The following is a 24,083-nucleotide window of genomic DNA, read 5'->3' as shown; positions in this document are numbered from 1 at the left end:
CTGTGGAGGAGAAGACACATGCATGAGAAAGAAAAAGACCTGATCGATGCGTTCCTGCGCGGACAAGTTGATCGTCGTGGGCTGATCAAGGGTCTTGGCGCGATGGGCCTTGCCGCTGGCACGGCCGGCACGCTGCTCAATCTGGGGCAGACCCGTGCGCTGGCGGCGGACTTCGACTGGCAGGCGCACAAGGGCAAGACCATCAAGCTCTTGCTCAACAAGCATCCTTACGCGGATGCGATGATCGCCAACCTTGAAAACTTCAAAAAGTTGACCGGCATGGAAGTCGTCTACGACGTCTTCCCGGAGGATGTCTATTTCGACAAGGTCACCGCTGCGCTGTCGGCCAGCTCGCCTGAATACGATGCCTTCATGACCGGCGCCTACATGACCTGGACCTATGGCCCGGCCGGCTGGATCACCGACCTTAACGAGTGGATCAAGGATCCGACCAAGACCAACGTGAACTATGCCTGGGACGACTTCCTGCCCGGTGTCAGGAAGTCCTGCGCCTGGAACGGTCAGCCTGGCGGCGTGCTCGGTTCCGACGACGCCAAGCAGTGGTGCATTCCGTGGGGCTTCGAACAGAACAACATCACCTACAACAAGGGTATGTTCGACAAGGTCGGCGTCAGCGTTCCCGGCAATATGGACGAGATGGTCGCTACGGCGGCCAAGCTCACCAAGGATGTCGGTGGCGGCGTCTACGGCATCGGCGTGCGCGGCTCGCGCTCCTGGGCGACGATCCATCCCGGCTTCCTGTCGGCTTACGCCAATTTTGACCAGAAGGACCTGAATGTCTCGGCCGACGGCAAATTGTCGGCCGCGATGAACACCGCCGAATCCAAGGCATTCCACAAACAGTGGGTCCAGATGATCCAGGAGAGCGGCCCCAAGGACTGGTCGACCTACACCTGGTATCAGGTCGGCACCGATCTCGGCGCCGGCGCCTCGGCGATGATCTACGACGCCGACATCCTCGGCTACTTCATGAATGGCGGCGACAACAAGATGGCCGGCAAGCTCGCCTTTTCAGCCTTCAAGGCCAATCCCGCCGCCAAGGCGCCGACGCCCAACATCTGGATCTGGTCGCTGTCGATGTCCAATTTCTCGAAGGACAAGGACGCCACCTGGTACTTCATGCAATGGGCATCCGGGCCCGAGCATGCACTGTTCGGTGCGACCAAGATGGACTTCGTCAATCCGGTCCGTCAGTCGGTCTGGAACGACCAGATGTTCCGCGAGAGGCTGAACAAGAGCTATCCGGGCTATGTCGAGATGTTCGACATTTCGGCGCCCGGCGCCAGCATCAAGTTCACCCCGCAGCCGCTGTTCTTCGATCTCACCACCGAATGGGCGGCGACGCTGCAGAAGATGGTGGCCAAGGAAGTGCCGATCGACGAAGGCCTCGACATGCTGGCCACCAGCGTCGACGGCCAGCTCAAGGAAGCCGGGCTCGGCTGAGTCCTGGCGGCCGGCTGACCCGCTTCTGCGGGCCAGCCGGCCATTCCACTGCGAAGCGGCGCCTGGAGCATCAGACCCAAAAGTGGAGACCGGTTTTGGGAAAATCCGATGCTCAAACACTGGCGGTGCCGCCACTCGCCCAACCGGCCGCCTAGCTCCCTGGGCGGCCGGCAGGGCGAAGCAACAGAGATGACGGGTGAGCAACGATGACTGCGGCGACAATGCAAAGAAACAGGCCTTCCGGCTTCAGGATCAGCAAGAAAGTGCTGCCCTATGTCCTCAGCCTGCCGGCCTTGCTCGTCTGCATCGGCATCCTGATCCCGTTCTTCACATCGGTCGTCTATTCGTTCCAGCGCTACCGGCTGAGCCAGCCCTGGGCGCGGCAGTTCAACTGGGGCGACAACTATATCTCGTTTTTCACGGACCCGAGGTTCTGGAACACGCTGGAGATATCGCTGCTCTATGCCGGCATCACCGTGCTGCTCGAACTGCTTCTCGGTCTCGGCATCGCCATGCTGCTGCAGAAGCGCTCGACGCTAAACAACTTCATCTCGATCATGCTGTTGATGCCGCTGATGACGGCGCCGGCGCTTGCCGCGCTGATGTGGAAGCTGATGACCAATCCCGGCTTTGGCGTGCTGAGCTATCTCGCCAGCCTGATCGGACTGCAGGATTTCCGCTGGGCCTCGTCGCCGTCGACCGCGCTTTTCACGGTGGTCCTTGTTGATATCTGGGTCTACACGCCCTTCATCATGATCCTGCTGCTTGCCGGCCTGCGCAGCCTGCCGACGCAGCCCTTCGAGGCGGCAGCACTTGACGGCGTGCCGCGGAGTTTCGTGTTCTTCCGCATCACCTTGCCGATGCTGACACCCTACATCCTGACGGCGACTCTGTTCCGTCTGCTGGATTCCATCCAGCAGTTCGACATCATCTATGCCATGACCCAGGGCGGTCCGGGCGATACGCTGACTGTCTTCCAGGTCGAGGCCTACCTCAACTTCTTCCAGTCGACCAATGTCGGCCGCTCGGCGGCGCTGATGATCATCCTGTGGGCGATCACCTATTTCCTCTCGAACATCTTCATCAAGAACTGGCTGCGGCTGCGCGAACGCGCTCGCGGCCAGGCATAGGAGGCTGAGATGGAACACACCTCGCTTCTCGAACGCATCCTGCGCGGCATAGCGCTGACGCTGGTCGTGATCTTCTTCATGTTCCCCATCGTCTGGATCCTCATGATGTCCTTCCAGACCAACGAGACCATCCTGCGGATTCCGCCGCAGCTTGTCTTCAAGCCGACGCTGGCCAACTACACCGCACTGATCACCGGAAAGCTGACGACGGCAGCCGGCACGCTCGACATCGCCTTCATGCGCAACCTCTGGAATTCGGTGTTCCTGTCGGTCACCTCGGTCGCCGTCGCGCTGCTGCTCGGCGTTCCCGCCGCTTACGCCTTTGCCCGGCACAAGTTCCGCGGGTCGGAGGACATTGCCTTCACGCTGCTGTCGTTCCGGTTCGCGCCGGCGCTGCTGGTGCTGCTGCCGCTGACCCTCTATTTCCAGAAACTTGGACTGGCCAACACCTATATCGGGCTGATCTGGGTCTATCAGCTGATCTGCCTGCCGCTGATCCTGTGGATCGTGCGCGGCTATTTCGAGGACATCCCGGCCGATATCGAATATGCCTATCGCATTGCCGGCCATTCCTGGTTCGCCACCTTCCGCAAGATCGCGCTACCGCTCGCCGGCCCCGGCATTGCGGCGGCCGGCCTGCTCGCCTTCATCTTCGCCTGGAACAATTTCGTTTTCGCCCTCGTGCTCGCCTCGGCCGACAAGCAGCCGGTGACAGTCGGCGCGCTCGCCTTCATCACCTCCTCCGGCATCCAGTACGGCCAGATCTCGGCAGCGATCGTGCTGTCGATCACCCCGACGCTGGCGCTTGCGCTTTACGCGCAGCGCTATCTCGTCGAAGGCCTGTCGCTCGGCGCGGTGAAAGGATAGCTCCGATGGCCAGCCTTGAATTGCGAAATGTCGTCAAACGCTACAAGAGCCAGACTGTGCTCGACAATCTGTCGCTGAGCGTCGCCGATGGCGAAACCCTGGTCCTGTTCGGACCGTCCGGCGCCGGCAAGACGGTGCTGCTGCGGCTCATAGCCGGCGTCATCGACCCCGATGAAGGAAAGATACTTATCGGCGGCGAGGACATGACCGACCTTGACGCCGAGTTCCGCGGCGTCGGCATGGCGTTCCAGAATTTCGCGCTGTTTCCGCACATGACCGCCTTCGACAACATTGCGACACCGCTTCAGGCCAAGCGATCGTCGCAAAGTGCGATGAAGTCGGGCGTCGAGAGCGTTGCCAAGCTGCTGAAGATCGGCCACGTGCTCAGCCATAAGCCACGGGCGCTGTCCAACGGCCAGAAGCAGCGCACCGCACTCGCCCGCGCTCTGGTCGGCGCGCCGCCGGTGCTCCTGCTCGACGACCCCTTGCGCAACGTCGATGCCAAGCTGCGCTTCGAGATGCGGCTCGAACTGCCGAGGCTGCTGGCCGACCGTGGCGCGACCGTCGTCTACGTCACCCAGGACTACAAGGAGGCCATGGCGCTCGGCGACCGCATCGCGGTGATGTCGCAAGGTGTCATCAAGCAGCTCGGCACGCCCGAGCAGATCTATCGCGAGCCGGCCAACATCGAGATCGCGCGGCTGTTCGGCGATCCGACGATCAACCTGCTCGACGTCAAGCCGTCGCGCGATGCCAAGGGCATCTATATCGGCCTGTCGAATGTTCAGGTCCATCTGACGGGCGCCTATGACGCGACGGTCGGCCGCGATTGCGTGATCGGCTTGCGGCCCGAAGCGCTGCGCTTCGTCGACGAAGGCACGCCCGTTGCCATACCGGTGACCGTCGAGGCGGAGACGCCGCTCAACGAAAAGATCGTCACACTGGTGCGCACCGTGCGCGGCCGCGAAATCCTCGTCTCCCGGCCGGCCGGAACACCGGGTCAAACCGAGGGCAGGGCCCACATTGCCGTCGACGGCAAAAGTGCGCTGCTGTTCGATCATGCCAGCGGCGATCGCATCGGCGCCAGCAACGTGGTCAATCTGCGCAGCGGAGAAGCGGCATGAGCCAGAGCGCACTCGCCATCTCAGGCGTCGACAAGTTCTACGGCCCGATCGACAGGGGCGTGCACGCCGTCCAGAACCTGACGATCGAAATTGACAAAGGCGAGATCGTCGCACTGCTCGGCTCGTCCGGCTGCGGCAAGACCTCGACATTGCGCATGATCGCCGGCTTCGAGGAGGTCTCGCGCGGCACCATCTCGGTCGCCGGCCGCAAGGTGCATGCGCTGCCGCCGGTCAAGCGCAATGTGGCGATGGCGTTCGAGGGCTATTCGCTCTATCCGCCGCTGACCGTGCGCGAGAACATGGCGTTTGCGCTGAAGGCGGCCAAGCTGCGGAAAAGTGACGTCGATGCGAAAGTTGCCAGCATCGCCAAGCTGCTCGAAATCGAGGACGTTCTTGAGCGCTATCCGAGTTCCATCTCCGGCGGCCAGCAGCAGCGCGCCAGCCTCGGCCGGGCGCTGATCCGCGAGGCCGACCTGCATCTGCTGGACGAACCGATGGGCCAGCTCGAACCGCAGCTTCGCGCCGTGCTGCGCGGCCGTATCAAGCACTTCATCAAGGAGCGCGGCCTGACCGCGATCCTGGTCACCCACGACCAGACCGAGGCCAACGCGCTTGCCGACCGGATCGCGGTGATGGAAGGCGGCGTGTTGCAGCAGTTCGACACGCCCGACATGCTCAAGCAGCGGCCGGCCAACCTGTTCACCGGCACCTTTGTCGGCGAGCCGCCGATGAATGTCTTCGAAGCCTATGTCGGCACGGCTGCCGACAAGATCAATCTGCGACTGCCCGACGGACTTTCGCTCGATTATGACAAGGACGCGTTCAGCGGCTCGGTTCGCGACGAATTGCTCAAACGGCAGCGGGTCGTCATCGGCATCAGGCCCTATGCTGTTCGCCGCTCGAAGGACGGCGTGCCGGCCACGGTTTCGGCCAACCAATGGCTCGGCGACCAGACGCATATCGCGGCGGATTTCGCCGGCGGTTCGCTGGTCCTGGTCGAGCACGACCGAACCCGCCTGGAGCTTGGCGCGCCGATCAATATCAGCATCGATCCGAAAAACCTGCACGTCTTCGATCAGTCCAGCGGCATGGCCATTTCGCACGGCATGGAGCTCGCCTGATGCGGGATGTGCTGATCGGCATCGACGCCGGCACGTCTGTCATCAAATCCGTCGCCTTCGACACGGCGGGCCGGCAGCTCGCGGCTGCGGCGGTGCCGAACCGGTATGAGACCTTGCCGGGCGGCGGTGCCGAGCAGGATCTGGCGCGCACCTGGGCCGATACCGCGACCACCCTGCGCGAACTTGCCGACAAGGTTCCGAACCTCGCCAGCCGCACCATCGCGATCGCCGTGACCGGACAGGGCGATGGCACCTGGCTGATCGACAAGGACGGTGAGCCGGTCGCCAAGGGCTGGCTGTGGCTCGATGCGCGCGCTGCCGCGATCGTCGAGGAGATCCGTGCGCGGCCCGATGACCGGCTTCGTTTCGAAAAGACCGGCAGCGGGCTCGCCGCCTGTCAGCAGGGGCCGCAGCTTGCCTTCATGAAGCGCAGCGCGCCCGACAGGCTTGCCGGCGCCGCGACGGCATTCCATTGCAAGGACTGGCTCTATTTCAAGCTGACCGGCGAACGCGCCACCGATCCGTCCGAGGGCACCTTCACCTTTGGCGACTTCCGCACCCGCGGCTATTGCGACGAGGTGCTTGAGGTGCTCGGCGTCGCCGATCTCAGGCATCTGCTGCCGCCGATCGTCGACGGCACCAGGCATAGCGCCGGCCTGTCGGCGGCGGCTGCCGAAGTGACCGGGCTGCTTTCCGGTACGCCGGTGGTGCTGGCCTATGTCGACGTGGCCTGCACCGCGCTCGGCGCCGGCCTGCTCGACCGCGAGCGCAAGCCCGGCTGCTCCATCATCGGCTCCACCGGCATGCATATGCGGCTTGCGCAGACGCCGGACGAGGTGCTGCTCAACGAGGCGGCGACCGGCTACACGATGACGATGCCGGCGCCCGGCGTCTTTGCGCAAATGCAGTCGAACATGGCGGCGACGCTCAACATCGATTGGGTTCTTAGCCTCGCCTCCGGCATTCTCGCTTCGCAAGGCATTACGCGCAGCAATGGCGAGATGATCGCGCTGGTCGATGAATGGATATCGTCATCGGAGCCCGCATCGCTGCTCTATCAGCCCTACGTGTCGGAGGCCGGCGAGCGGGGGCCGTTCGTCGATGCCAATGCCAGGGCCGGCTTCGTCGGCATTTCGTCGCGGCACGGTTATGCCGACATGGTCCGCGCCGTTTTCGAGGGACTGGCCTTCGCGTCGCGCGATTGCTATGCCGCCATGGGGCCGCTGCCGAGCGAAATCCGGCTGACCGGCGGTGCGGCCAGAAGTCCGGCTCTGCGCAAGATCCTGGGTGCTGTCGTCGGCGCCGCCATTCGCACCAGCCAGCGCGAGGAAGCCGGTGCGGCGGGCGCCGCCATGATCGCTGCGGTCTGCGTCGGCCAATACAAGTCGATGGACGAATGCGTCGGCGAGTGGGTCACGCCGCTGCTGGGTGCGGCGGAGCCGAGCGACCCAAAACTTGCCGCGATCTATGAGCGGGCGGTTCCGTCCTACACTTTGGCGCATGAGGCGCTGCGGCCGGTCTGGCGATCGATGGCCGCATCCAGGACAAACTGAGAAGTCGAGCATGCGTAAGAAGATTGCAATCATTGGCGACCGCTTCATGCTCCCCGAAGTCTTTCGCGAGAAAATCGAGAACGCCTGCGGCGACAATCTCGACATTCGCACCCTTGAGGCGGCCTGGCCCGACGAGCCGATGGAATTCGGCAATGCGGCGCTCGGCCTCGACAAGGTGAAGGAGTATTTTGGCGATCCGGACGAGGTGGTCGATTTCATTGGCGACGCCGAGATATTCGTCACCCAGCTTGCGCCGCTCTCCGAGACCATGATGCAGCGTCTGCCTACTCTGAAACTGGTTGCGGTCTCGCGCGGTGGCCCGATCAACATCGACATGGGCGCCGCCAGGGCCCACGGCATCACCGTCGTCAATGTGCCCGGCCGCAATGCAAGTGCTGTGGCCGAGTTCACCATCGGCGCCATCCTTGCCGAGACGCGGCTGATCCGGGTCGGGCACGAAGCCTTGCGCAAGGGGGAATGGCGCGGCGATCTCTACCGGGCCGACCGTACCGGCCGCGAGCTCAACGAAATGACCGTCGGCGTCATCGGCTACGGCAATATCGGCACCAAGGTTGTCCGCCTGCTGCGCGCGTTCGGCTGCCGCATCCTGGTCACCGATCCCTATGTGCAACTGAGCGCCGAAGACCGCAATGACGGCGTCGAACTGGTCGCGCTCGACGATCTCCTGTCCCGCTCCGATGTGGTCACGCTTCATCCCCGGGTGACTGAGGAAACCCGCGGCCTGATCAACAAGGACACCATCGCCCGGATGAAGCCGGGGGTGATTTTCATCAACACCGCGCGCGGGCCGCTGGTCGACTACGACGCGCTCTACGATGCGCTGGTCTCGGGCCATATCGGCAGCGCCATGCTGGAGACGTTCGCGGTCGAGCCGGTGCCTGCGGACTGGCCGCTGCTGCAGCTTCCGAACGTCACGCTGACGCCGCATATCGCCGGCGCGTCGGTGCGCACGGTGACCTATGCGGCCGAGCAGGCGGCCGAAGAGGTGCGCCGCTTTATCGCCGGGCTCCCGCCGGTCAACCCATGCTGAAGGTCGCGGCAGCCATGAAACACAATCCAGGCACTGAGGACCCGGCGAGATGAGCGGCGCCGCTGAAATCGTCGATCTCTTCGTCATCGGCGGCGGCGTCAACGGCGCCGGCATCGCGCGCGACGCGGCCGGCCGCGGGCTTTCCGTCATTCTGTGCGAGAAGGACGATCTGGCCGAAGGCACCAGTTCGCGATCGGGAAAGCTCGTCCATGGCGGCCTGCGCTATCTCGAATATTATGAGTTTCGGCTGGTGCGCGAGGCGCTGATCGAGCGCGAAGTGCTGCTTGAATCGGCGCCGCACATCATCTGGCCGATGCGCTTCGTGCTGCCGCACAGCCCTGACGACCGGCCGGCCTGGCTGGTCCGGCTCGGCCTGTTCCTCTACGACCATCTCGGTGGCCGCAAGCGGCTGCCGGCCACCCGCACACTCAACCTGCGCACCGCGCCCGAAGGCGCGCCGATCAAGGATGCGTTCAAGCGCGGTTTCGAATATTCCGATTGCTGGGTCGACGACGCCCGTCTCGTCATCATCAATGCGCTCGACGCGGCGGAACAGGGAGCCAAGGTCCTTACCCGGACCGCCTGCACCGCCGCCCGCCGTGAAAACGACCTGTGGTCGGTCGAGATGCGCGACAGCCGAACCGGCGTCAGGACCACGGTTCGGGCACGGGCACTGATCAACGCCGGAGGTCCCTGGGTCAACGACATCATCAACCGCGTGGCCGGCCAGAACTCCAAGCGGAACGTGCGCCTGGTCAAGGGCAGTCACATCGTCGTGCCGAAATTCTGGGAAGGGCGGCAGGCCTATCTCGTCCAGAACAGCGATAAGCGCGTGATCTTCATCAATCCCTACCAGAACGATCTGGCCCTGATCGGCACCACCGACATTCCCTATGACGGGCGGCCGGAAGATGTGAAGGCTGATATCAGCGAGGTCGACTATCTGATCAGGGTGGTCAACCGCTACTTCAAGCGTGAGCTTGCGCGGAGCGATGTCATCTACTCGTTCTCGGGCGTCAGGCCGCTCTATGACGACAACGCCGACAATCCGAGCGCGGTGACGCGCGACTATATTTTCGAGCTCGACGCGTCGGCCGGGCAGGCGCCGCTGCTCTCCGTCTTCGGCGGCAAGATCACCACCTTCCGCAAACTGGCCGAGCACGCGCTGGACCGGATCGCCCCGTTCTTTCCGAAAATGGGCAAGCCATGGACGTCGAAAGGCTATCTGCCGGGCGGCGATATCGCCAATGCTGACTTTGAGCAGTTTCTCGGCGATCTCGGCCGCGAATATCCCTGGATGCCGGCATCGCTGGTCAAGCACTATGGCCGGCTCTACGGCACCAGGACGCGCGTTCTGGTCGGGGCGGCCAGGTCGCTCGCCGATCTGGGGCGGTGCTTCGGCAAGGATTTTTTCGAACGCGAAGCCAATTATTTGTCCGAGCACGAATGGGCGCTGACCGCTGCCGATATTCTCGAACGGCGCACCAAGCACGGCCTGCATCTGTCCGCCGCAGAAAGAGCCGCCTTCGAGGACTGGTGCGCGGGTCGGCTGGTGAAAGCAAGCTGATGGCGTTTACGCTTTCCCTCAACACCAATCCGCTGGTCAACCGTTTTGCCGAACCGGACGATCTGATCGACGCGATCGCCTACGACATCGGCATCCGGGACGTGCAGCTCACACATGAATTCGTCAATCCCGGCTGGCCGGCGGCAACGATTTCGAAATTCATCCGCCTGTTCCGCACGGCGCTCGACCGCACTGGCGTGCGCGTGACGTCCGGGATGACCGGCCCTTATGGGCGGCTCAACCATTTCGGCCATCCCGACGCCGACGTGCGCCGCTACTACGTCGATTGGTTCAAGACCTTTGCCGACATATCGGCCGAGCTCGGCGCCGGCGGCATGGGCACCCAGTTCGCGATCTTCACGCACAGGGATTTCGACGATCCGGAGCGTCGCACGCGGCTTTTCGACATCGCGCTGGAATGCTGGCGTGAGGTCGCCGAGCACGCCAAGGCGGCGGGTTTGACCTACCTGTTTTGGGAGCCGATGTCGGTCGGCCGCGAATTCGGTCATACGATCGAAAGCTGTCGGGTCCTGCACAACCAGATCGAAGCGGCCGGCATGGCCATCCCGTTGAAGATGATGGTCGATATTGACCATGGCGACGTGACCTCGAGCAACCCGGCCGACATCGATCCCTATGCCTGGGCCGAAGCCTTTCCCAGGGTATCGCCGATCATCCACATCAAACAGTCGTCGATGAACAAGGGCGGCCATTGGCCGTTCATCGCCGCCTACAACAAGGACGGCCGCATCACGCCGGAAAAGCTTCTGGAGACGGTTCGCCGCGGCGGCGGCGTCGACAACGAGATCTGCCTCGAACTTTCGTTTCGTGAACGCGAGCCGGTCGACCACCAGGTCGTCGCCATGATCCGCGAGTCGGTCGACTACTGGGCGCCGTTTATCGAGACCGGCAGGGCGGCGATTTTGCCGCGAACCGAGTAGAACCGGCGGGGCAATTGGACGAATCCCCCTCACCCGGATTGCCAACCGAATTGCAAAGGGCAATTCGGGGCAATCCGACCTCTCCCCGAGGGGAGAGGAGATCGCCGGCGTTGCCGCCAGCCTCTTCTCCCCAGCGGGGAGAAGGTGGCCGCGAAGCGGCCGGATGAGGGGGAGCCTCACTCAGCCGAATTTCGGGTCGAGACTGCCCGACTTGTAGCGCTTGGCCATTTCCGAGACCGGCAGCGGCTTGATCTTGGGGGCGTTGCCGGCGGTGCCGAACTGCTCGAAGCGCTCCTTGCACAGCTTCCTCATCGCGGCCATTGCCGGCGTCAGATACTTGCGCGGGTCGAACTCGCTCGGGTTTTCGGTCAGCACCTTGCGGATCGCGCCGGTCAGCGCCATGCGGTTATCGGTGTCGATGTTGATCTTGCGCACGCCGTGCTTGATGCCGCGCTGGATCTCCTCGACCGGCACGCCCCATGTCGGCTTCATCTGGCCGCCATATTTGTTGATGATCTCCTGCAGCTCTTCCGGCACCGAGGACGAGCCGTGCATGACGAGGTGCATGTTCGGCAGGCGGCGATGGATCTCCTCGATCACATTCATGGCCAGAACCGCGCCGTCCGGCTTGCGCGAAAACTTGTAGGCGCCGTGGCTGGTGCCCATGGCGACGGCCAGCGCGTCGACATGCGTGTCCTTGACGAACTGCACCGCCTGCTCCGGATCGGTCAGCAACTGGTCGTGGCTGACGGCGCCTTCGACGCCGTGGCCGTCTTCCTGTTCGCCGCCGCCCATCTCCAGGGAGCCGAGAACGCCGATCTCGCCTTCCACCGACACGCCGCCCCAATGCGCCATATCGACGACGCGCCGCGTGATACCGGAATTATGATCGTAATCGGCCGGCGTCTTGCCGTCTTCCTTCAGCGATCCGTCCATCATCACCGAGGTGAAGCCATACTGGATCGCGGTCACGCATGTGGCTTCGTTGTTGCCGTGGTCGAGATGCATGCAGACCGGGATATCGGGGTGGATTTCGACCAGCGCGTCGATCAGCTTGGCCAGCACGACGTCGTTGGCATAGGCGCGGGCGCCGCGGCTCGCCTGCAGGATAACAGGCGATTTGGTCTCCTCGGCGGCCTCCATGATGGCGAGGCCCTGTTCCATATTGTTCATGTTGAACGCAGGCACGCCATAGCCGTGTTCGGCGGCATGGTCGAGCAATTGTCTCAATGTGATGCGAGCCACCCAATAGTCTCCCGTATTTGATTTCAAGCCTATGGTTGCGAGCCGTTCGTTCGTCGTTCAGCCCACTGATGCTTCTGGCCGGATTTCCGGAGAACCGCAACCTTTGGCCAAGGCGCCGGGAGCAATTCTTGTTACAAGACAGCAATCGAAAGCGAATAATATCCCAAAGAAATGTAACATGATCACAAAAATTTAGATACCTATGCGATTTCCTCTGTTATAATGGCTTTCGCTCGCCGTTTCCGCCACCGCGGATTCGCAGCGGACTGGAATTCAGGAAACAGGCTGGGCAATGAAGAGCGACGGCCGGCGGCAAGGCATCATGGATTTTCTGATGGACACTGGCACGGCGAGTGTCGATGAGCTTGCCACGCGCTTCGGCGTGTCGAAGATGACCGTGCATCGCGATCTCGACGAGCTCGAGGAAAGCGGCTTCCTGCGCAAGGTGCGCGGCGGCGCCTCGATCCAGCCGAGCGGCCTTTTCGAGAGTGATTTCCGCTACCGTCAGAAGCAGGCCGCCGAGGAGAAGCAGCGCTTGGCGGTTGCCGCCGTGGCGATGATCGAACCGGGCCAGACGGTGATCATCGACGACGGCTCGACGGCGGGCGGCATTGCGCGCCACCTTGCGGATCTGCGCCCGCTGACGGTGATCTCCAACAATCTGGCCGTCATCCAGGATCTGGCAGGCGTTGGAGGGATCACCCTGATCGCGCTCGGCGGCCAGTACAGCAAGAAGTTCCACGGTTTCTTCGGCCTGCTTGCCGAGGACACGTTGAGATCGTTGCGCGCCGATGTGGCCTTCCTGTCGTCGTCGGCCATCCACGGCGCTTCCGCCTTCCACCAGGACCAGGAAGTGGTCCACACCAAGCGGCTGATGATGGCCGCCGCCGCCCGCAAATATCTGCTGGTCGATCACGGCAAGTTCGGCCGCACGGCCCTGCATTTCCTGACCGATCTCAAGGCGTTCGACGCCGTCTTCACCGGTCGCGAACTGGAAACCCAGATGCGCGAGGCGCTGGATGGCGCCGGTGTTTCGCTAACGCTAGTCGAGAAGGACTAGACCATGATCCCGAAAAGTGGGAACCGGTTTTCGGAAAAGATCATGGTCAAAGAAGGAGATAGAGCCCCATCCCGCTTCGCGGGATGGAACAGGCTCTAGAAGGAGGACGCGTGGTTTACTGGGTCGGCACAAGCTGGAAAATGAACAAGACGCTTGCAGAGGCGACTGACTTCGCCAAGGCGCTGGCGGGATTCGTTCCCGGTCTCGACGACCGCATCCAGCCCTTCGTCATCCCGCCCTTCACGGCGGTCCGCGAGGTCAAGAAAGCGTTAGCGACGACGCGGGTCAAGGTCGGCGCCCAGAACATGCACTGGGCCGACGCCGGAGCCTGGACCGGGGAGATCTCGCCGGTGATGCTGACGGATTGCGGGCTCGACCTCGTCGAGCTCGGCCATAGCGAACGGCGCGAGCATTTCGGCGAGACCGACAACGCGGTCGGCCTTAAAACCGCAGCGGCGGTGAAGCACGGGCTTGTGCCGCTCATCTGCGTCGGCGAGACATTGGCGCAACGCAACAGCGGCCAGGCCGATGCGGTGCTGGCCTTGCAGGTGCATGGCGCGCTGCAATATCTCGAAGGCCAGGCAAAGGCGGCGACGATCGTGTTTGCTTATGAGCCGGTCTGGGCGATCGGCGACAAGGGCATTCCGGCAAGTGCCGACTATGCCGACAGGCAGCAGGCGCTGATCAAGAAGATCGCCGGCGATCTTCTGCCGTCCATACCGCCGGTGCTTTATGGCGGCAGCGTCAATCCGCAAAATGCCGCCGAGTTGATCGGCCAGCCTCATATCGACGGACTGTTCATTGGCCGCTCCGCCTGGCAGGCGGATGGTTACATCGACATCCTTCAACGCGCCTCGGCGGCGATCTGAATCAATCGAATAGGAAAGGACAGAAAAAATGAAAATAGCTATTGGAGCCGACAGCGCCGGCAAGCCGCTGCTCGACGTCATCGCCGCGCATCTGGCCACCAAACCCGGCCTCGCCGTCAGCGATCTCAGCCAAGCCGGTTGCTATGCCGACCTGTCGCAGAAGCTCGCCCAGACCATCCTCGACGGCGAGAACGATCGCGGCATCCTGTTTTGCGGCACCGGTATCGGCGTTTCCATCTCGGCCAACAAGGTGCCCGGCATTCGCGCAGCACTCACCCACGACACCTATTCGGCGGAGCGCGCGGCCAAATCCAACAATGCCCAGATCATCACAATGGGCGCCCGTGTCATCGGCCCGGAACTGGCCAAGTCGATCGTCGACGCCTGGCTCGCATCGGAGTTCGATGAAAAGGGACCGTCGGCCGGCAATGTCCAGGCGATCGACAGGCTCGACGCGGCGAAGCTGGGCTAAGCCAGGCTTTTCCGGATCGCGCCGATGACGGTGACTGCCGACGCGGCGCCAGGGTCCACGTGCCCGAGTGACCGCTCGCCGAGCCGCGACGAGCGGCCCTTCGCGGCGATCATATCCTTGGTCGCCTCGGCGCCCCGTTCGGCTGCTTGAAGCGCTGCCTCAAGGCTTTCGGACACGGTCTTGCCTGAGGCATGCGCGGCCGCCGCTGCTTGCGCCGCCGGCAGCCAGGCGTCGACCATCGTCTTTTCGCCGATCTCCGCCTTGCCGCGATCCTGGATGCCTTGCGCCATCGCCTGGAACAGGGCGATGAAATCGGCACCCGCCAAGGTCGCCTTGCCCTTGACGGCGGCCGCGCCGCGCATGAAGGCCGTCGCATAGAGCGGGCCTGACGAAGCGCCGACGGCGTTGAGGAACGATTTCGCCGCGGTGTTGAGGAGAGCTGTCGGCTCGGTCGCCGAAAGGTCCAGCGGCGCCAGCGCATCGCGCACCGCACCGAAGCCGAGCGCCATCGCGATGCCGTGATCGGCGTCGCCGATGACGCCGTCGAGCTGGCAGAGCCGGTCCTTGTCGACTTCGATCGCCACCGCGATCGCATCGAACATTGTTTTCAAGTCGGCCGTATCGATGGATGTCATGGATGCTACTTTCATCCGGCGCGGAACATGGCGCAGTCGCAAGGATGGTCGAGCATCGTCTGCAATTCGCCGTCGACATGCATCAGCGTCACCGAGGCGCCGGCCATTTCGAGCGAGGTGCAATAATTCCCGACCCAGGTTGCATGAACTGACACACCGATGTCATCGAGCCTCTGCTTGGCGCGCCGATTCATGATGTAGAGCTCCATCAGCGGCGTCGAGCCGAGCGAATTGATGAGCACGGCGACCTTGTCGCCACGCGCCGGCGCCATCTCGTCGAGGATCTTGTCCAGCATCTCATCGGTGATCTCGTCGGCCGTTTTCAGCTTTCCGCGCGCGATGCCCGGCTCGCCATGGATGCCCATGCCGATCTCCATCTCGTCGGGCCCGATTTCGAAATTCGGCCGGCGGGTCTGCGGCAGCGAACAGGGCGACAGCGCCACGCCCATGGTGAAGGTGTGATCGTTGGCCTTCCTGGCGATACGCTGGCATTCGTCGAATGACAGCATCCGGTCGCAGGCGGCACCCGCAGCCTTGAAGATGAAGAAATTGCCGGCAACACCACGGCGCTTTTGCCTCTGGTCACGCGGCGCCGATGCGACGTCGTCAGTGGTCAGCACCGTGCGCACCTCGATGTCGTCCATCGCCGCCATCTCTGCGGCCATATCGAAATTCATCACGTCGCCGGCATAGTTGCCGTACATGAACAGCACGCCGGCGCCGCCGCTGGCCGCCTTGGCGCATTCGAGGATCGGGTCCGGCGGCGGCGACGCAAAGACGTTGCCTATTGCCGCCGCGTCGGCCAGCCCCTTGCCGACGAAGCCGAGGAATGTCGGCTCGTGGCCGGAGCCGCCGCCGATGACGAGGCCGACCTTGCCCTGGCGAGGTCCATCGCGGGCGATGATCGAGCGTGGGCTGCCCTCCGCGCTTTTGAGATGGCGGGGATGCGCGGCCAGGATACCCTCCAGCATCTCGTCGACAGTGCGGTTGCCGTCGTTGATGATCTTCTTGGTCTGCACTTGCATCCTCCCGATTTCGGTATTTTCGCAGATAGTACAGCGTGTTACCGGGATTTCTACCCAGGGACGGACATTTCACGCGGCAATACGTTCCCGCGCGGCCAGGATCTGCATGCAGGCGTGGGCTGCCTCTTTTGCCCCTGAAGTGCTCGAAGAAGAAGCGGTGGGAAGAGCTGATAACTTGCCCCGTCAAATGGCGATCACCGGCAAGGCAGGCAGCAGCTTGTCCAAGGTGATGGGAAATTCACGCACCCGCACGCCGGTTGCGTTGTAAATGGCGTTGGCGACTGCAGCCCCTGCACCGCAGACGCCGAGTTCGCCGAGACCCTTCGCGCCAAGTGGATTGGCCTTGTCGTCATGCTCCTCGAGGAAGACGACCTCCATCTCGGGGACGTCGCCGTTGATCGCGACGTGATACTCGGCAAGGTCGTGATTGACGAAGTGGCCATAGCGCGGATCGAGCACCGTCTGTTCCATCAGCGCCGCACCGATCCCCCAGGTCATGCCGCCGATGATTTGCGAGCGCGCAGTCTTGGCGTTGAGGATACGGCCCGCGCCTATCACCGCCAGCATCCGGCGCATGCGGATCTCACCGGTATCGCAATCGACTGCGACCTCGGCGAAATGCGCGCCATAGGAATGCTGCGAGTAAGCCTTGTATGACTGGGTGGTAGCGCCTGCGGCTATCGAGCCTTCGGCCTCGAACCCGTCGGGAGCGATCCGCCGGATGAGATCGGCCAGACTTGCCGACCTCTGGCCGACCCTCACCTCGCTGTTAGCAAAGCTTGCCTCGGTGGCGTTCGCGCCACGCAACGGTGAGGCCTCGCTCGACTGCGCCGCCTTCAGGATCCGTTCCTTGAGGGCGTTGCAGGCGTTGTGCAGCGCCGACCCCGCGCTCGCCGCGCCCCAGGACCCGCCTGAGCCGGCGGTGCGCGGGAAGCGGCTGTCGCCAAGCTCCACTTTGATGGACGAGATCGGCAGACCGAGGCTGTCCGCAGCGATCTGGGTCAGGATCGTATAAGTGCCGGTCCCGATATCCGTCATGTCGAGCCGCGCCGTCACCCGGCCGTCCCGGTCGATCGCAACCCGCGCCGTCGCCGCGCCGATGTAGTTCGGACGGATCGCCGCCGCCATGCCGTAGCCGATGAGCTTGCGGCCCTCTCGGGTGCTGCCCGGCGTCGGGTTTCTCCGCTGCCAACCGAAACGGCTGGCGCCTTCCTCCATGCAGGCGACGAGGTTGCGGGTGGAGAACGGCACGCCGCGCTCGGGATCCTGTGCCGGTTCGTTACGGATCCTGAGTTCGATCGGGTCCAGGCCGAGCCGCTCAGCGAGCTCATCCATGGCGCATTCGAAAGCCAGCATGCCGGGCGCTTCGCCGGGCGAGCGCATCCATTCGCCACGGTTGATATCCAGCGGAACCAGGCGATGGCGGGTGACACGGTTCGGCGCCGCATAAAGCGAGCGGGCAAAAACTGCCGTTTGCTCGCAGTACTCCTCGAAGCTGGACGTTGCCGACCAGACGTCGTGCGCGATCCCGGTGAGCCGCCCGTCGGTGTCCGTACCGAGACGTACCTGTTGGATCATCTCTGCGCGGTGACCGGCATTGGCAAACATCTGTTGTCGCGTCAGCGCGATCTTGACGGGACGCTGCAGGACCTGCGCTCCAAGCGCGGCCAGGATTGTATCGGAATGGGCAATCAGCTTGGAGCCGAAGCCTCCGCCGATGAAGGGGCTGATGATGCGCACACGCTCGGGCGGAATGCGAAGCGTGCTTGCGACCCCCGCCCGGAAATTCGCCAAGGTCTGCGCCGATGTATGGATCGTCAGCTCGTTGCCTGACCAGGCGGCGAGCGTCGCATGGGGTTCCATCGGATTGTGATGTTCGAAGGGCGTCCGGTAAGTAACATCGACCTTGACCGGAGCCGCGGCAAAGGCGCTCTCGAAGTCGCCGACCACGCTGTCGGTCTCGAAGCCGGCATTGGTCCGTTTTGGTGCGTAGGCGTCGGCCACATGCGCCGGCAAATCGTAGAGGCCCGGCTCCTCGTCGTAGCGCACTTTGATGAGGCCGGCGGCAGCACGTGCCGCCTCGAACGTCTCCGCAACGACCAGCGCGACGGGTTCGTCGTAATAGCGCACCCGCTCGCTGTTGAGCGCGGGCCGGGCGCGGGTGAAGACCTCGGGCACCGTCGGCGTGACCGCCGGACCGAAATCCGGCTGGGCCGGCGCATTCCGGTGCGTCATGACGAGCAGCACTGCCGGCGCTCGTTCGGCTTCGGCCGTGTCGATCTCGGCAATGCGCCCCTTGGCGACGGCGGCGCCGAGAATATAGCCAAAGGCGGTACCCTCCAGCGTATTCTCGTAGGCGTAGGTGGCATCGCCTCTCACCTTGAGCGGACCATCGATGCGATCGAATGGACGCCCGATGACGCCGCTGCGTGTTTCGCGAGAACGGTTTGAGGTCTTCGTCTCTGTCATCATGTCACCTCACGCACTCTCGGCGGCAGCAGCGAGCGTGTGCCGCATCGTCCGTTTCGCCAGCGGGATCTTGAAATCATTGCCGCCATGCCCGACGGCTCCGGCGAGCGCGGCTTCGGCCGCATCGGTAAAGGCGCCGTCGGACGCCGCGGCTCCTGCGAGCGTGCGCTCCGCCTCCGTTGCGCGCCAGGGCTTCGCTGCCACGCCGCCCATGGCGATCCGAGCGCTTCGGATACGATCGCCGCTTTTCTCGACGATTGCTGCCACCGACACTAGGGCGAAGGCGTAGGAGGCACGGTCACGCACCTTGCGGTAAACCTGCCGGCCGGCCGGCGGCGGCGGCAGGGTGACCGCGGCGATCATCTCGCCGTGGCCGAGCGCGGTCTCCACATGCGGCGTCGCCTCGGGCAATCGATGGAGATCGCCGATCGGGATCGTGCGGGTCTCGCCGCCGGGCGATATGGTCTCAATCCTGGCGTCGAGCCCGGCCATGGCGACGGCCATGTCGGAGGGATGGACCGCGATGCAGGCTTCGCTCGCGCCGAGTACGGCGTGCATGCGATTGAAGCCCTGCAGCGCCGCGCAGCCCGAACCTTGCTCGCGCTTGTTGCAAGGCATGTTGCGGTCGTAGAAATAGGGGCAGCGCGTGCGCTGCAGGAGATTGCCGCTGGTCGAGGCCTTGTTTCGTATCTGGCCGGATGCTCCCGCCAGCAGCGCTTGAGTGAGCATCGGATAGCGCGATCTCACCCGCGGATCGGCGGCAAGATCGCTGTTGCGGACCTGGGCGCCGACCCGAAGCCCGCCTGCCGCCGTTTCCTCGATTCGATCGAGCGGCAGCCGGCTGATGTCGACGAGATGCGCTGGGCGCTCGATCTCGAGCTTCATCAGGTCGAGCAGATTGGTGCCGCCGCTGATGAATTTGGCGTCCGGCCGCGCCGCGACCGCGGCAGCTGCCTGCTCAGCACTTGCCGCACGTTCATAAGTGAAGGACTGCATTGCTCACGCCCCCTCTGCCGCATCGCGGATTGCAGCGACAATGTTCGGATAAGCGGCACAACGGCAGATGTTGCCGCTCATCCGCTCGCGGATCTCGGCATCGGTGAGGGCGATGGAAGCCGCCGCCACGTCGGCGCTCGCATGGCTCGCCCAGCCGGCCCTGGCCTCGCCCAGCATACCGACCGCGGAGCAGATCTGGCCCGGTGTGCAATAGCCGCACTGGAACCCATCGCGGGCGACGAAGGCGGCCTGCACCGGATGCAGCCGGTCACCCTCGGCAAGGCCCTCGACCGTGGTGATCTCGTCGCCTTCATGCATTGCGGCAAGCGTCAGGCAGGAATTGATCCGGCGCCCATCGACGAGCACCGTACATGCGCCGCACTGGCCGTGGTCGCAGCCTTTCTTCGAGCCGGTGAGGCCGAGATGATTGCGCAGCGCGTCGAGCAGCGTCGTCCGCGGGTCGAGCTCGACGGCAAAATCCTTCGCGTTGATCCGCAAAGATATCGGCATCGTCGGTACCGGCGAGGGCGAGGCGGCCGCCGTGACGCTGTCGGCCGGCTCGGCGCCAACCGGTATACCGGTAGCCAGGAGCACGCCGGTCGCCACCCCGCCCTCCAGAACCGTTCGACGAGTCGGCCCGTTTCTGATGTCTGTTTCGGCCATGCATGATCTCCCAGTCGCAATGACAAGAACGGAAGACGGCGACTTGACCCGATGGCGTACCGTCGGGTTCTGTCACTCATCGACCCTGGAGGTGGGAACGCGCGCGGCGGCTTTCTTTCAGGAAACCGGCGGCAATATCAGGATTCCGGAGAAGAATTCACCCGATAGGCCCGAGGCGTCATGCCCCTGAGACGCCGGAACGTCGTGGTGAAGTGGCTCTGGCTTGAAAAACCGAGCCGAAAGGCAATGCTACCGATCGACAAACCCGTTTCGCGCAGCAGCGTCTCCGCTCGCCGCACGCGTTCCTCGATCACATAGGCATAGGGTGCAAGCCCGGTCGTTGCCTTAAATCGGCGTGCAAAACTGTCGACGGCCATGTCCGCGACAGCTGCCAGCTCGCTTAGCGAAACGTCGGAATTCATATGGGCATCGATGTAAGCCCGAACTCGACCGAGCGCGCGACGGCTGAGACAGCCGTGACGTACAGGCGGCTGTTGCTCTCGGTTCAGGTTGGCCACGCGGAGGCTGACCAGGGCGACCAGATGCTCGATATAGGCAGTGTCCGGCTTGTGGCCGAGCGCCATCTCGTCGCGAAGCGAACTCAGCAGCGTGGCGATCACCACGTCTTTTCTGTTCACCAGGATCGGCAGGTCTCTCAGGCGTTCGCAGCCAGGAAGCCTGATATCGGGATCGATCCACAAGGCTGAGTAGGATAGGTTTACGTCGCGATAAAAGCCCTGCCGCTCCGCGCCTGCGGGGACGAAGGTGAGGGCTCCGGGCCGGTCCATGCCGTCGTAGAGCGATCTTGCCTCGTGCCGGATAGATGTATGGGAGGTTCCGCCTTCATCAGTCAGCACGATCAGATGATGAGGGGCTGTCCAGCGGAGCTCCGCCTCGCGGCACGCCCATCGCCGATTGTCGAAAACGATCGAGGAGCTACCCCATGACGCGGTTTGCAGGGGCTCCGACTTCTCCTCCTGGCTCCGAACCCGTCCGTCACCAAGCAACGGTCTGAATGACATCCCGGCATCCCGCTGGTTCAGTCGGCGGGGCCGTGGCCAGCCCCCGCTTGAGCGTTGTGCGCCGCCCCGCCGCTACGCATACGGCGCCTTATGTGGGGCAGGCATCGTGCGTTGGTAACCGCGCCGTATTCAAGAAGTCGTGAGATCAGGCAGATCCGGGTGCCTCCTGTCAGCCGCCGAGCCCATCGCGGATGGCGCAGAAATAGCGATCGGTTCCGACTTGGCCACCCTTGAGGGCAACCTCCAGTCCGTCGATCGCGTTGACGCGCGAGTGGGCGACGCAGAGCGGCGAGCCTGGCGAGGCGGGCAGCGGCATTCGCACCGTAAGCGCATCGACACCCATCTGGCCGAGTGCATGGCTCGATGTGTCGCCGCCGGCGATGACCACGCGCTGCAATTTCTGCTCGATCGTCAGCTCGCGAAGAAGTTCGCCGAGGCCGCGGCCAAGCTTGTGGCGGGCGTCTTCCTGCCGGTCGATTTCGGCGCTCCGGTCGGCTGCTGGTCCAAGCGCCGTGTAGAGGACGACGCTGCGACCGGCTTCCAGACTGGCGCGACCGCTTGCTGCCGCACGCGCGATCGCTTCATCAGAAAGCTCGGAAACGAGTTCGACAGGATCCACCGCGATCCCGTCGAAACCGTCCGTCAAAGCATGCCGGATCTGTCGTTCCGTTGTCGGCGAGCAGCTGCCCGAGACCACCGCGATCCGGTCGGCCGCACCCGGCGGCGAAAAGCCGGGCTCGGCACGGACGGTCCCGTTGGACGCCCATTCGGCCAGTAGCGCATATTCGATGCCCGAAGAGCCGACGACGAAAGCGCCGCCCGGCTTGCGAACGCGCCATATCTCCTTGCCGGCAAGCGCCTGAGTTTCCAGGCTGTCGACATCCAAAAGCACGATCTTGATGCCGTCGGCGAGCAAGCGATCGAACGCTTCCGAGCGGGACGCCGACTGCAGCGTCGCGAGATCGACCAGCCCTGAGGCGAGATCCGTCTGCCGCGACAGATGGATCAGCAGGTCGGATTCATCCATCGGTGTGGTCGGGTGGCGGCTCATCACGGGATGGCGATCGATACGGAAATATCTTTCGCGATAGGCCGCAAACAGATGGCCGAAGGCGGTATAGCGCTTGAGCTGCGGCGCGCCGACCACCAGCGGCACGCTGTCCTGGCTGAACACCGAGCGGCCGATCTCGATGGCCCGGCCGATGCTGCCGATCGCCGGGCTGGAATCGAAGGTTGAGCAGACCTTGTAGTGGCAGATCTCGGCGTTCAGGGTCTTCAGCCAGGCGAAGGCGCCGCGCAGATGCGTGTCCATCCATTGCGGCGTCTCGCTTCGGCTGGTGCCGGCCAGGCCGATGGCACGGCAATGCCTGAACTGCGAAAGCAGAGCCTCGTCCGGCTGACGCATGAACAGCACGGTCGGCACGCCGCCGAGCTCGAGCGCCTCCATGACGTCGGTCGAGCCGGTGAGATCATCGCCATAATAGCTCAGGAGCAGGTTTCGCATTGCGTCGCTTTGCTCAGGACGCTTTGCCGTCGCCGAATTTCTCGATCGACCGCGCCAGTTCGGGGTGGCTCAGGGCGAAGTCCGCCAACGGTATGCCGTCGACGGCCGCCTGCCAGGCTTGCTGCACGGCGCGCACGCCGGCGCCCGGCCCGTCAGGATGGCTGACGATGCCGCCGCCGCAGAGATAGAGAAGATCGACCGTTCGGCCGGTTCGCCGGTAGGTTTCGGGAGCTTGTCCACCCCATTGGCCGGAGCCGGCGACCGGCAGCGCGCAATCATCAGGCGAAAAGATCGGCGTGGTCACCGCCTCGAAGGAACTGATGAAGGACCAGTCCGGCTCCCAGTATTTCGAAGCGATGCCGTTGATCTGGAACTGATCGACGCCGAGCAGCCGCCAGAACTGCTGCCAGATCTTGAAATCCATGCCGAGGCCGGGGTGACGGGTGAGAATGTCCCAGCCGTTGCGGTGGGCGTGCAGCACGAGGCTGGAGCGCTTTCTGAGGTAAGCCATGCCGCCGAAGCCGACGGAATTGATGTTGACCACCGCGCAATTGCCGCCGGCCTTCGCCACCAGATCGTGGTTGCGCATCATCTCGTCAGGATCGGCATGCGAGATGCCGAAGGCATACATGACCTTTTTACCGGTCTTCTGCTCATGGTCGAGGACGAGCGGCATGATCGCTTTCACCCGTTCCGACAGAGGCGAATAGGCCGGGCTCATCAGCTTCTCGTCGTCCTTGATGAAATCGACGCCGGCGGCGATCAGCTCACCCACCATCTCCGCCGTTTCGTGCGGTCGAAGCCCCAGCGCCGGCTTGACGATCGTCCCGATAATCGGGCGGCCCTCGACGCCGGTCAGCCGGCGGCTGCCGGCGACGCCGAATTGCGGGCCCGGATGCGCTTCCCGGTATTCGTCCGGCAACTTCATGTCGACGACGCGGATGCCTGACAGGCCCTTGATCGAAAAGGCGCCACCGATGGCGATGGTCATCAGCGCCGAAAGGTCGGTGCCGATGGCATCGAGCGGAAACGCGATATCGACATCCGCGCGCTTGAAAGGCCCGTCGCCGGCTTCGGGAAGGGACGAGCGATCGGCGTCCGGCAGATGCCTAATCGCAAGAACACGCGCCGCTACCCGCGCCTTGAGCTCTTCGGTCTCGCCGGCCAGCGCGACGAAGGTTCCCGTCGACTGGTCGCTGGCGATCTTGGCCGCCAGCGCCTCGATGCTGCCTGAGGTTTCGATGCGGTAGGTGAGGGTGATCATAGTTCGAAAAAAATTCCCTGATCCTGGAAATCTGGTATAAT

General features: G+C 63.7%; 21 protein-coding genes. 12 read left to right on the top strand and 9 right to left on the bottom strand.

Annotated elements, in window-relative coordinates:
* Positions 1-18: 18 nt before the first annotated feature.
* The 9 genes from AC0L14_RS15465 (at position 19) to AC0L14_RS15425 (ending at position 10,818) form a co-directional block, all read left to right on the top strand.
* Complete coding sequence (locus AC0L14_RS15465) at positions 19-1,464, top strand: ABC transporter substrate-binding protein (protein ID WP_473527438.1); 1,446 nt, start codon at positions 19-21, stop codon at positions 1,462-1,464.
* Between the two features lie 206 nt (positions 1,465-1,670).
* Positions 1,671-2,594: a carbohydrate ABC transporter permease gene (locus tag AC0L14_RS15460; protein ID WP_077381507.1), complete on the top strand. Its 924-nt coding sequence runs from the start codon at positions 1,671-1,673 to the stop codon at positions 2,592-2,594.
* A 9-nt stretch (positions 2,595-2,603) separates the two neighbouring features.
* Positions 2,604-3,461, top strand: coding sequence for a carbohydrate ABC transporter permease (locus tag AC0L14_RS15455; RefSeq protein WP_095518160.1), 858 nt, complete (start codon positions 2,604-2,606; stop codon positions 3,459-3,461).
* A 5-nt stretch (positions 3,462-3,466) separates the two neighbouring features.
* Positions 3,467-4,585, top strand: a complete 1,119-nt coding sequence (locus tag AC0L14_RS15450; protein WP_473750025.1) for an ABC transporter ATP-binding protein — start codon at positions 3,467-3,469, stop codon at positions 4,583-4,585.
* Positions 4,582-5,706, top strand: coding sequence for an ABC transporter ATP-binding protein (locus AC0L14_RS15445; RefSeq protein WP_473527436.1), 1,125 nt, complete (start codon positions 4,582-4,584; stop codon positions 5,704-5,706). Before AC0L14_RS15450 ends, AC0L14_RS15445 begins: the two co-directional genes overlap by 4 nt.
* The gene (locus AC0L14_RS15440) at positions 5,706-7,259 is read left to right on the top strand and encodes an FGGY family carbohydrate kinase (protein ID WP_473750024.1); all 1,554 of its coding nucleotides are present in this window, start codon (positions 5,706-5,708) and stop codon (positions 7,257-7,259) included. The genes AC0L14_RS15445 and AC0L14_RS15440 overlap by 1 nt, the downstream gene beginning before the upstream one ends.
* 10 nt (positions 7,260-7,269) lie before the next feature.
* Entirely contained in the window at positions 7,270-8,310 is a 1,041-nt protein-coding gene (locus tag AC0L14_RS15435) for a 2-hydroxyacid dehydrogenase (RefSeq protein ID WP_473750023.1), read from the top strand.
* Between the two features lie 49 nt (positions 8,311-8,359).
* Positions 8,360-9,877 carry a glycerol-3-phosphate dehydrogenase gene (locus AC0L14_RS15430; RefSeq protein ID WP_473750022.1) on the top strand — a complete coding sequence of 506 codons (1,518 nt, stop codon included), beginning with the start codon at positions 8,360-8,362 and terminating at the stop codon, positions 9,875-9,877.
* Positions 9,877-10,818, top strand: coding sequence for a sugar phosphate isomerase/epimerase family protein (locus AC0L14_RS15425; RefSeq protein WP_473750021.1), 942 nt, complete (start codon positions 9,877-9,879; stop codon positions 10,816-10,818). Before AC0L14_RS15430 ends, AC0L14_RS15425 begins: the two co-directional genes overlap by 1 nt.
* 180 nt (positions 10,819-10,998) lie before the next feature.
* On the opposite strand, the gene fba is transcribed toward AC0L14_RS15425, so the two are convergent.
* On the bottom strand, positions 10,999-12,063 hold the full coding sequence (gene fba, locus AC0L14_RS15420; protein ID WP_473527432.1) for a class II fructose-bisphosphate aldolase: 1,065 nt from the start codon (positions 12,061-12,063) through the stop codon (positions 10,999-11,001).
* Between the two features lie 292 nt (positions 12,064-12,355).
* On the opposite strand from fba, the gene AC0L14_RS15415 reads away from it, so the two are divergent.
* The 3 genes from AC0L14_RS15415 (at position 12,356) to derI (ending at position 14,464) form a co-directional block, all read left to right on the top strand.
* Positions 12,356-13,123: a DeoR/GlpR family DNA-binding transcription regulator gene (locus AC0L14_RS15415; protein ID WP_473527431.1), complete on the top strand. Its 768-nt coding sequence runs from the start codon at positions 12,356-12,358 to the stop codon at positions 13,121-13,123.
* 83 nt (positions 13,124-13,206) lie between these two features.
* On the top strand, positions 13,207-13,992 hold the full coding sequence (locus tag AC0L14_RS15410) for a triose-phosphate isomerase (RefSeq protein WP_473750020.1): 786 nt from the start codon (positions 13,207-13,209) through the stop codon (positions 13,990-13,992).
* A 28-nt stretch (positions 13,993-14,020) separates the two neighbouring features.
* Complete coding sequence (gene derI, locus AC0L14_RS15405; RefSeq protein WP_473750019.1) at positions 14,021-14,464, top strand: D-erythrulose-4-phosphate isomerase; 444 nt, start codon at positions 14,021-14,023, stop codon at positions 14,462-14,464.
* On the opposite strand, the gene dhaL is transcribed toward derI, so the two are convergent.
* The 8 genes from dhaL to oiaX form a co-directional block, all read right to left on the bottom strand.
* Entirely contained in the window at positions 14,461-15,099 is a 639-nt protein-coding gene (dhaL, locus tag AC0L14_RS15400; RefSeq protein ID WP_473750018.1) for a dihydroxyacetone kinase subunit DhaL, read from the bottom strand. The two genes, derI and dhaL, sit on opposite strands and share 4 nt — an antisense overlap.
* 11 nt (positions 15,100-15,110) lie before the next feature.
* Positions 15,111-16,118 carry a dihydroxyacetone kinase subunit DhaK gene (locus AC0L14_RS15395; protein WP_473527427.1) on the bottom strand — a complete coding sequence of 336 codons (1,008 nt, stop codon included), beginning with the start codon at positions 16,116-16,118 and terminating at the stop codon, positions 15,111-15,113.
* A 189-nt stretch (positions 16,119-16,307) separates the two neighbouring features.
* Positions 16,308-18,593 carry a xanthine dehydrogenase family protein molybdopterin-binding subunit gene (locus AC0L14_RS15390; protein ID WP_473527426.1) on the bottom strand — a complete coding sequence of 762 codons (2,286 nt, stop codon included), beginning with the start codon at positions 18,591-18,593 and terminating at the stop codon, positions 16,308-16,310.
* Positions 18,594-18,602: 9 nt separating this feature from the next.
* Positions 18,603-19,589: an FAD binding domain-containing protein gene (locus tag AC0L14_RS15385; RefSeq protein ID WP_473750017.1), complete on the bottom strand. Its 987-nt coding sequence runs from the start codon at positions 19,587-19,589 to the stop codon at positions 18,603-18,605.
* A gap of 3 nt (positions 19,590-19,592) precedes the next feature.
* Complete coding sequence (locus AC0L14_RS15380; RefSeq protein ID WP_473750016.1) at positions 19,593-20,252, bottom strand: 2Fe-2S iron-sulfur cluster-binding protein; 660 nt, start codon at positions 20,250-20,252, stop codon at positions 19,593-19,595.
* A 137-nt stretch (positions 20,253-20,389) separates the two neighbouring features.
* Positions 20,390-21,274 (bottom strand): helix-turn-helix domain-containing protein, encoded by an 885-nt coding sequence (locus AC0L14_RS15375; protein WP_473750015.1) that lies wholly within the window; start codon positions 21,272-21,274, stop codon positions 20,390-20,392.
* Positions 21,275-21,443: 169 nt separating this feature from the next.
* Positions 21,444-22,778: a four-carbon acid sugar kinase family protein gene (locus AC0L14_RS15370; protein ID WP_473750014.1), complete on the bottom strand. Its 1,335-nt coding sequence runs from the start codon at positions 22,776-22,778 to the stop codon at positions 21,444-21,446.
* 13 nt (positions 22,779-22,791) lie between these two features.
* Positions 22,792-24,042, bottom strand: coding sequence for a 3-oxo-isoapionate-4-phosphate decarboxylase OiaX (gene oiaX / locus AC0L14_RS15365; protein ID WP_473750013.1), 1,251 nt, complete (start codon positions 24,040-24,042; stop codon positions 22,792-22,794).
* Positions 24,043-24,083 lie beyond the last annotated feature (41 nt).

Source organism: Mesorhizobium sp. WSM4841 (assembly GCF_055811515.1).
This window is presented reverse-complemented; position numbering and strand designations above follow the sequence as displayed.

What these genes read in the sequence shown, in the direction of transcription:
- AC0L14_RS15465 (WP_473527438.1), top strand. Translation starts at nt 19, where the DNA reads ATGCATGAGAAAGAAAAAGACCTGATCGATGCGTTCCTGCGCGGACAA.
- AC0L14_RS15460 (WP_077381507.1), top strand. Translation starts at nt 1,671, where the DNA reads ATGACTGCGGCGACAATGCAAAGAAACAGGCCTTCCGGCTTCAGGATC.
- AC0L14_RS15455 (WP_095518160.1), top strand. Translation starts at nt 2,604, where the DNA reads ATGGAACACACCTCGCTTCTCGAACGCATCCTGCGCGGCATAGCGCTG.
- AC0L14_RS15450 (WP_473750025.1), top strand. Translation starts at nt 3,467, where the DNA reads ATGGCCAGCCTTGAATTGCGAAATGTCGTCAAACGCTACAAGAGCCAG.
- AC0L14_RS15445 (WP_473527436.1), top strand. Translation starts at nt 4,582, where the DNA reads ATGAGCCAGAGCGCACTCGCCATCTCAGGCGTCGACAAGTTCTACGGC.
- AC0L14_RS15440 (WP_473750024.1), top strand. Translation starts at nt 5,706, where the DNA reads ATGCGGGATGTGCTGATCGGCATCGACGCCGGCACGTCTGTCATCAAA.
- AC0L14_RS15435 (WP_473750023.1), top strand. Translation starts at nt 7,270, where the DNA reads ATGCGTAAGAAGATTGCAATCATTGGCGACCGCTTCATGCTCCCCGAA.
- AC0L14_RS15430 (WP_473750022.1), top strand. Translation starts at nt 8,360, where the DNA reads ATGAGCGGCGCCGCTGAAATCGTCGATCTCTTCGTCATCGGCGGCGGC.
- AC0L14_RS15425 (WP_473750021.1), top strand. Translation starts at nt 9,877, where the DNA reads ATGGCGTTTACGCTTTCCCTCAACACCAATCCGCTGGTCAACCGTTTT.
- AC0L14_RS15415 (WP_473527431.1), top strand. Translation starts at nt 12,356, where the DNA reads ATGAAGAGCGACGGCCGGCGGCAAGGCATCATGGATTTTCTGATGGAC.
- AC0L14_RS15410 (WP_473750020.1), top strand. Translation starts at nt 13,207, where the DNA reads ATGGAACAGGCTCTAGAAGGAGGACGCGTGGTTTACTGGGTCGGCACA.
- derI (WP_473750019.1), top strand. Translation starts at nt 14,021, where the DNA reads ATGAAAATAGCTATTGGAGCCGACAGCGCCGGCAAGCCGCTGCTCGAC.
- dhaL (WP_473750018.1), bottom strand. Translation starts at nt 15,099, where the DNA reads ATGACATCCATCGATACGGCCGACTTGAAAACAATGTTCGATGCGATC.
- AC0L14_RS15390 (WP_473527426.1), bottom strand. Translation starts at nt 18,593, where the DNA reads ATGACAGAGACGAAGACCTCAAACCGTTCTCGCGAAACACGCAGCGGC.
- AC0L14_RS15385 (WP_473750017.1), bottom strand. Translation starts at nt 19,589, where the DNA reads ATGCAGTCCTTCACTTATGAACGTGCGGCAAGTGCTGAGCAGGCAGCT.
- AC0L14_RS15380 (WP_473750016.1), bottom strand. Translation starts at nt 20,252, where the DNA reads ATGGCCGAAACAGACATCAGAAACGGGCCGACTCGTCGAACGGTTCTG.
- AC0L14_RS15375 (WP_473750015.1), bottom strand. Translation starts at nt 21,274, where the DNA reads ATGTCATTCAGACCGTTGCTTGGTGACGGACGGGTTCGGAGCCAGGAG.
- AC0L14_RS15370 (WP_473750014.1), bottom strand. Translation starts at nt 22,778, where the DNA reads ATGCGAAACCTGCTCCTGAGCTATTATGGCGATGATCTCACCGGCTCG.
- oiaX (WP_473750013.1), bottom strand. Translation starts at nt 24,042, where the DNA reads ATGATCACCCTCACCTACCGCATCGAAACCTCAGGCAGCATCGAGGCG.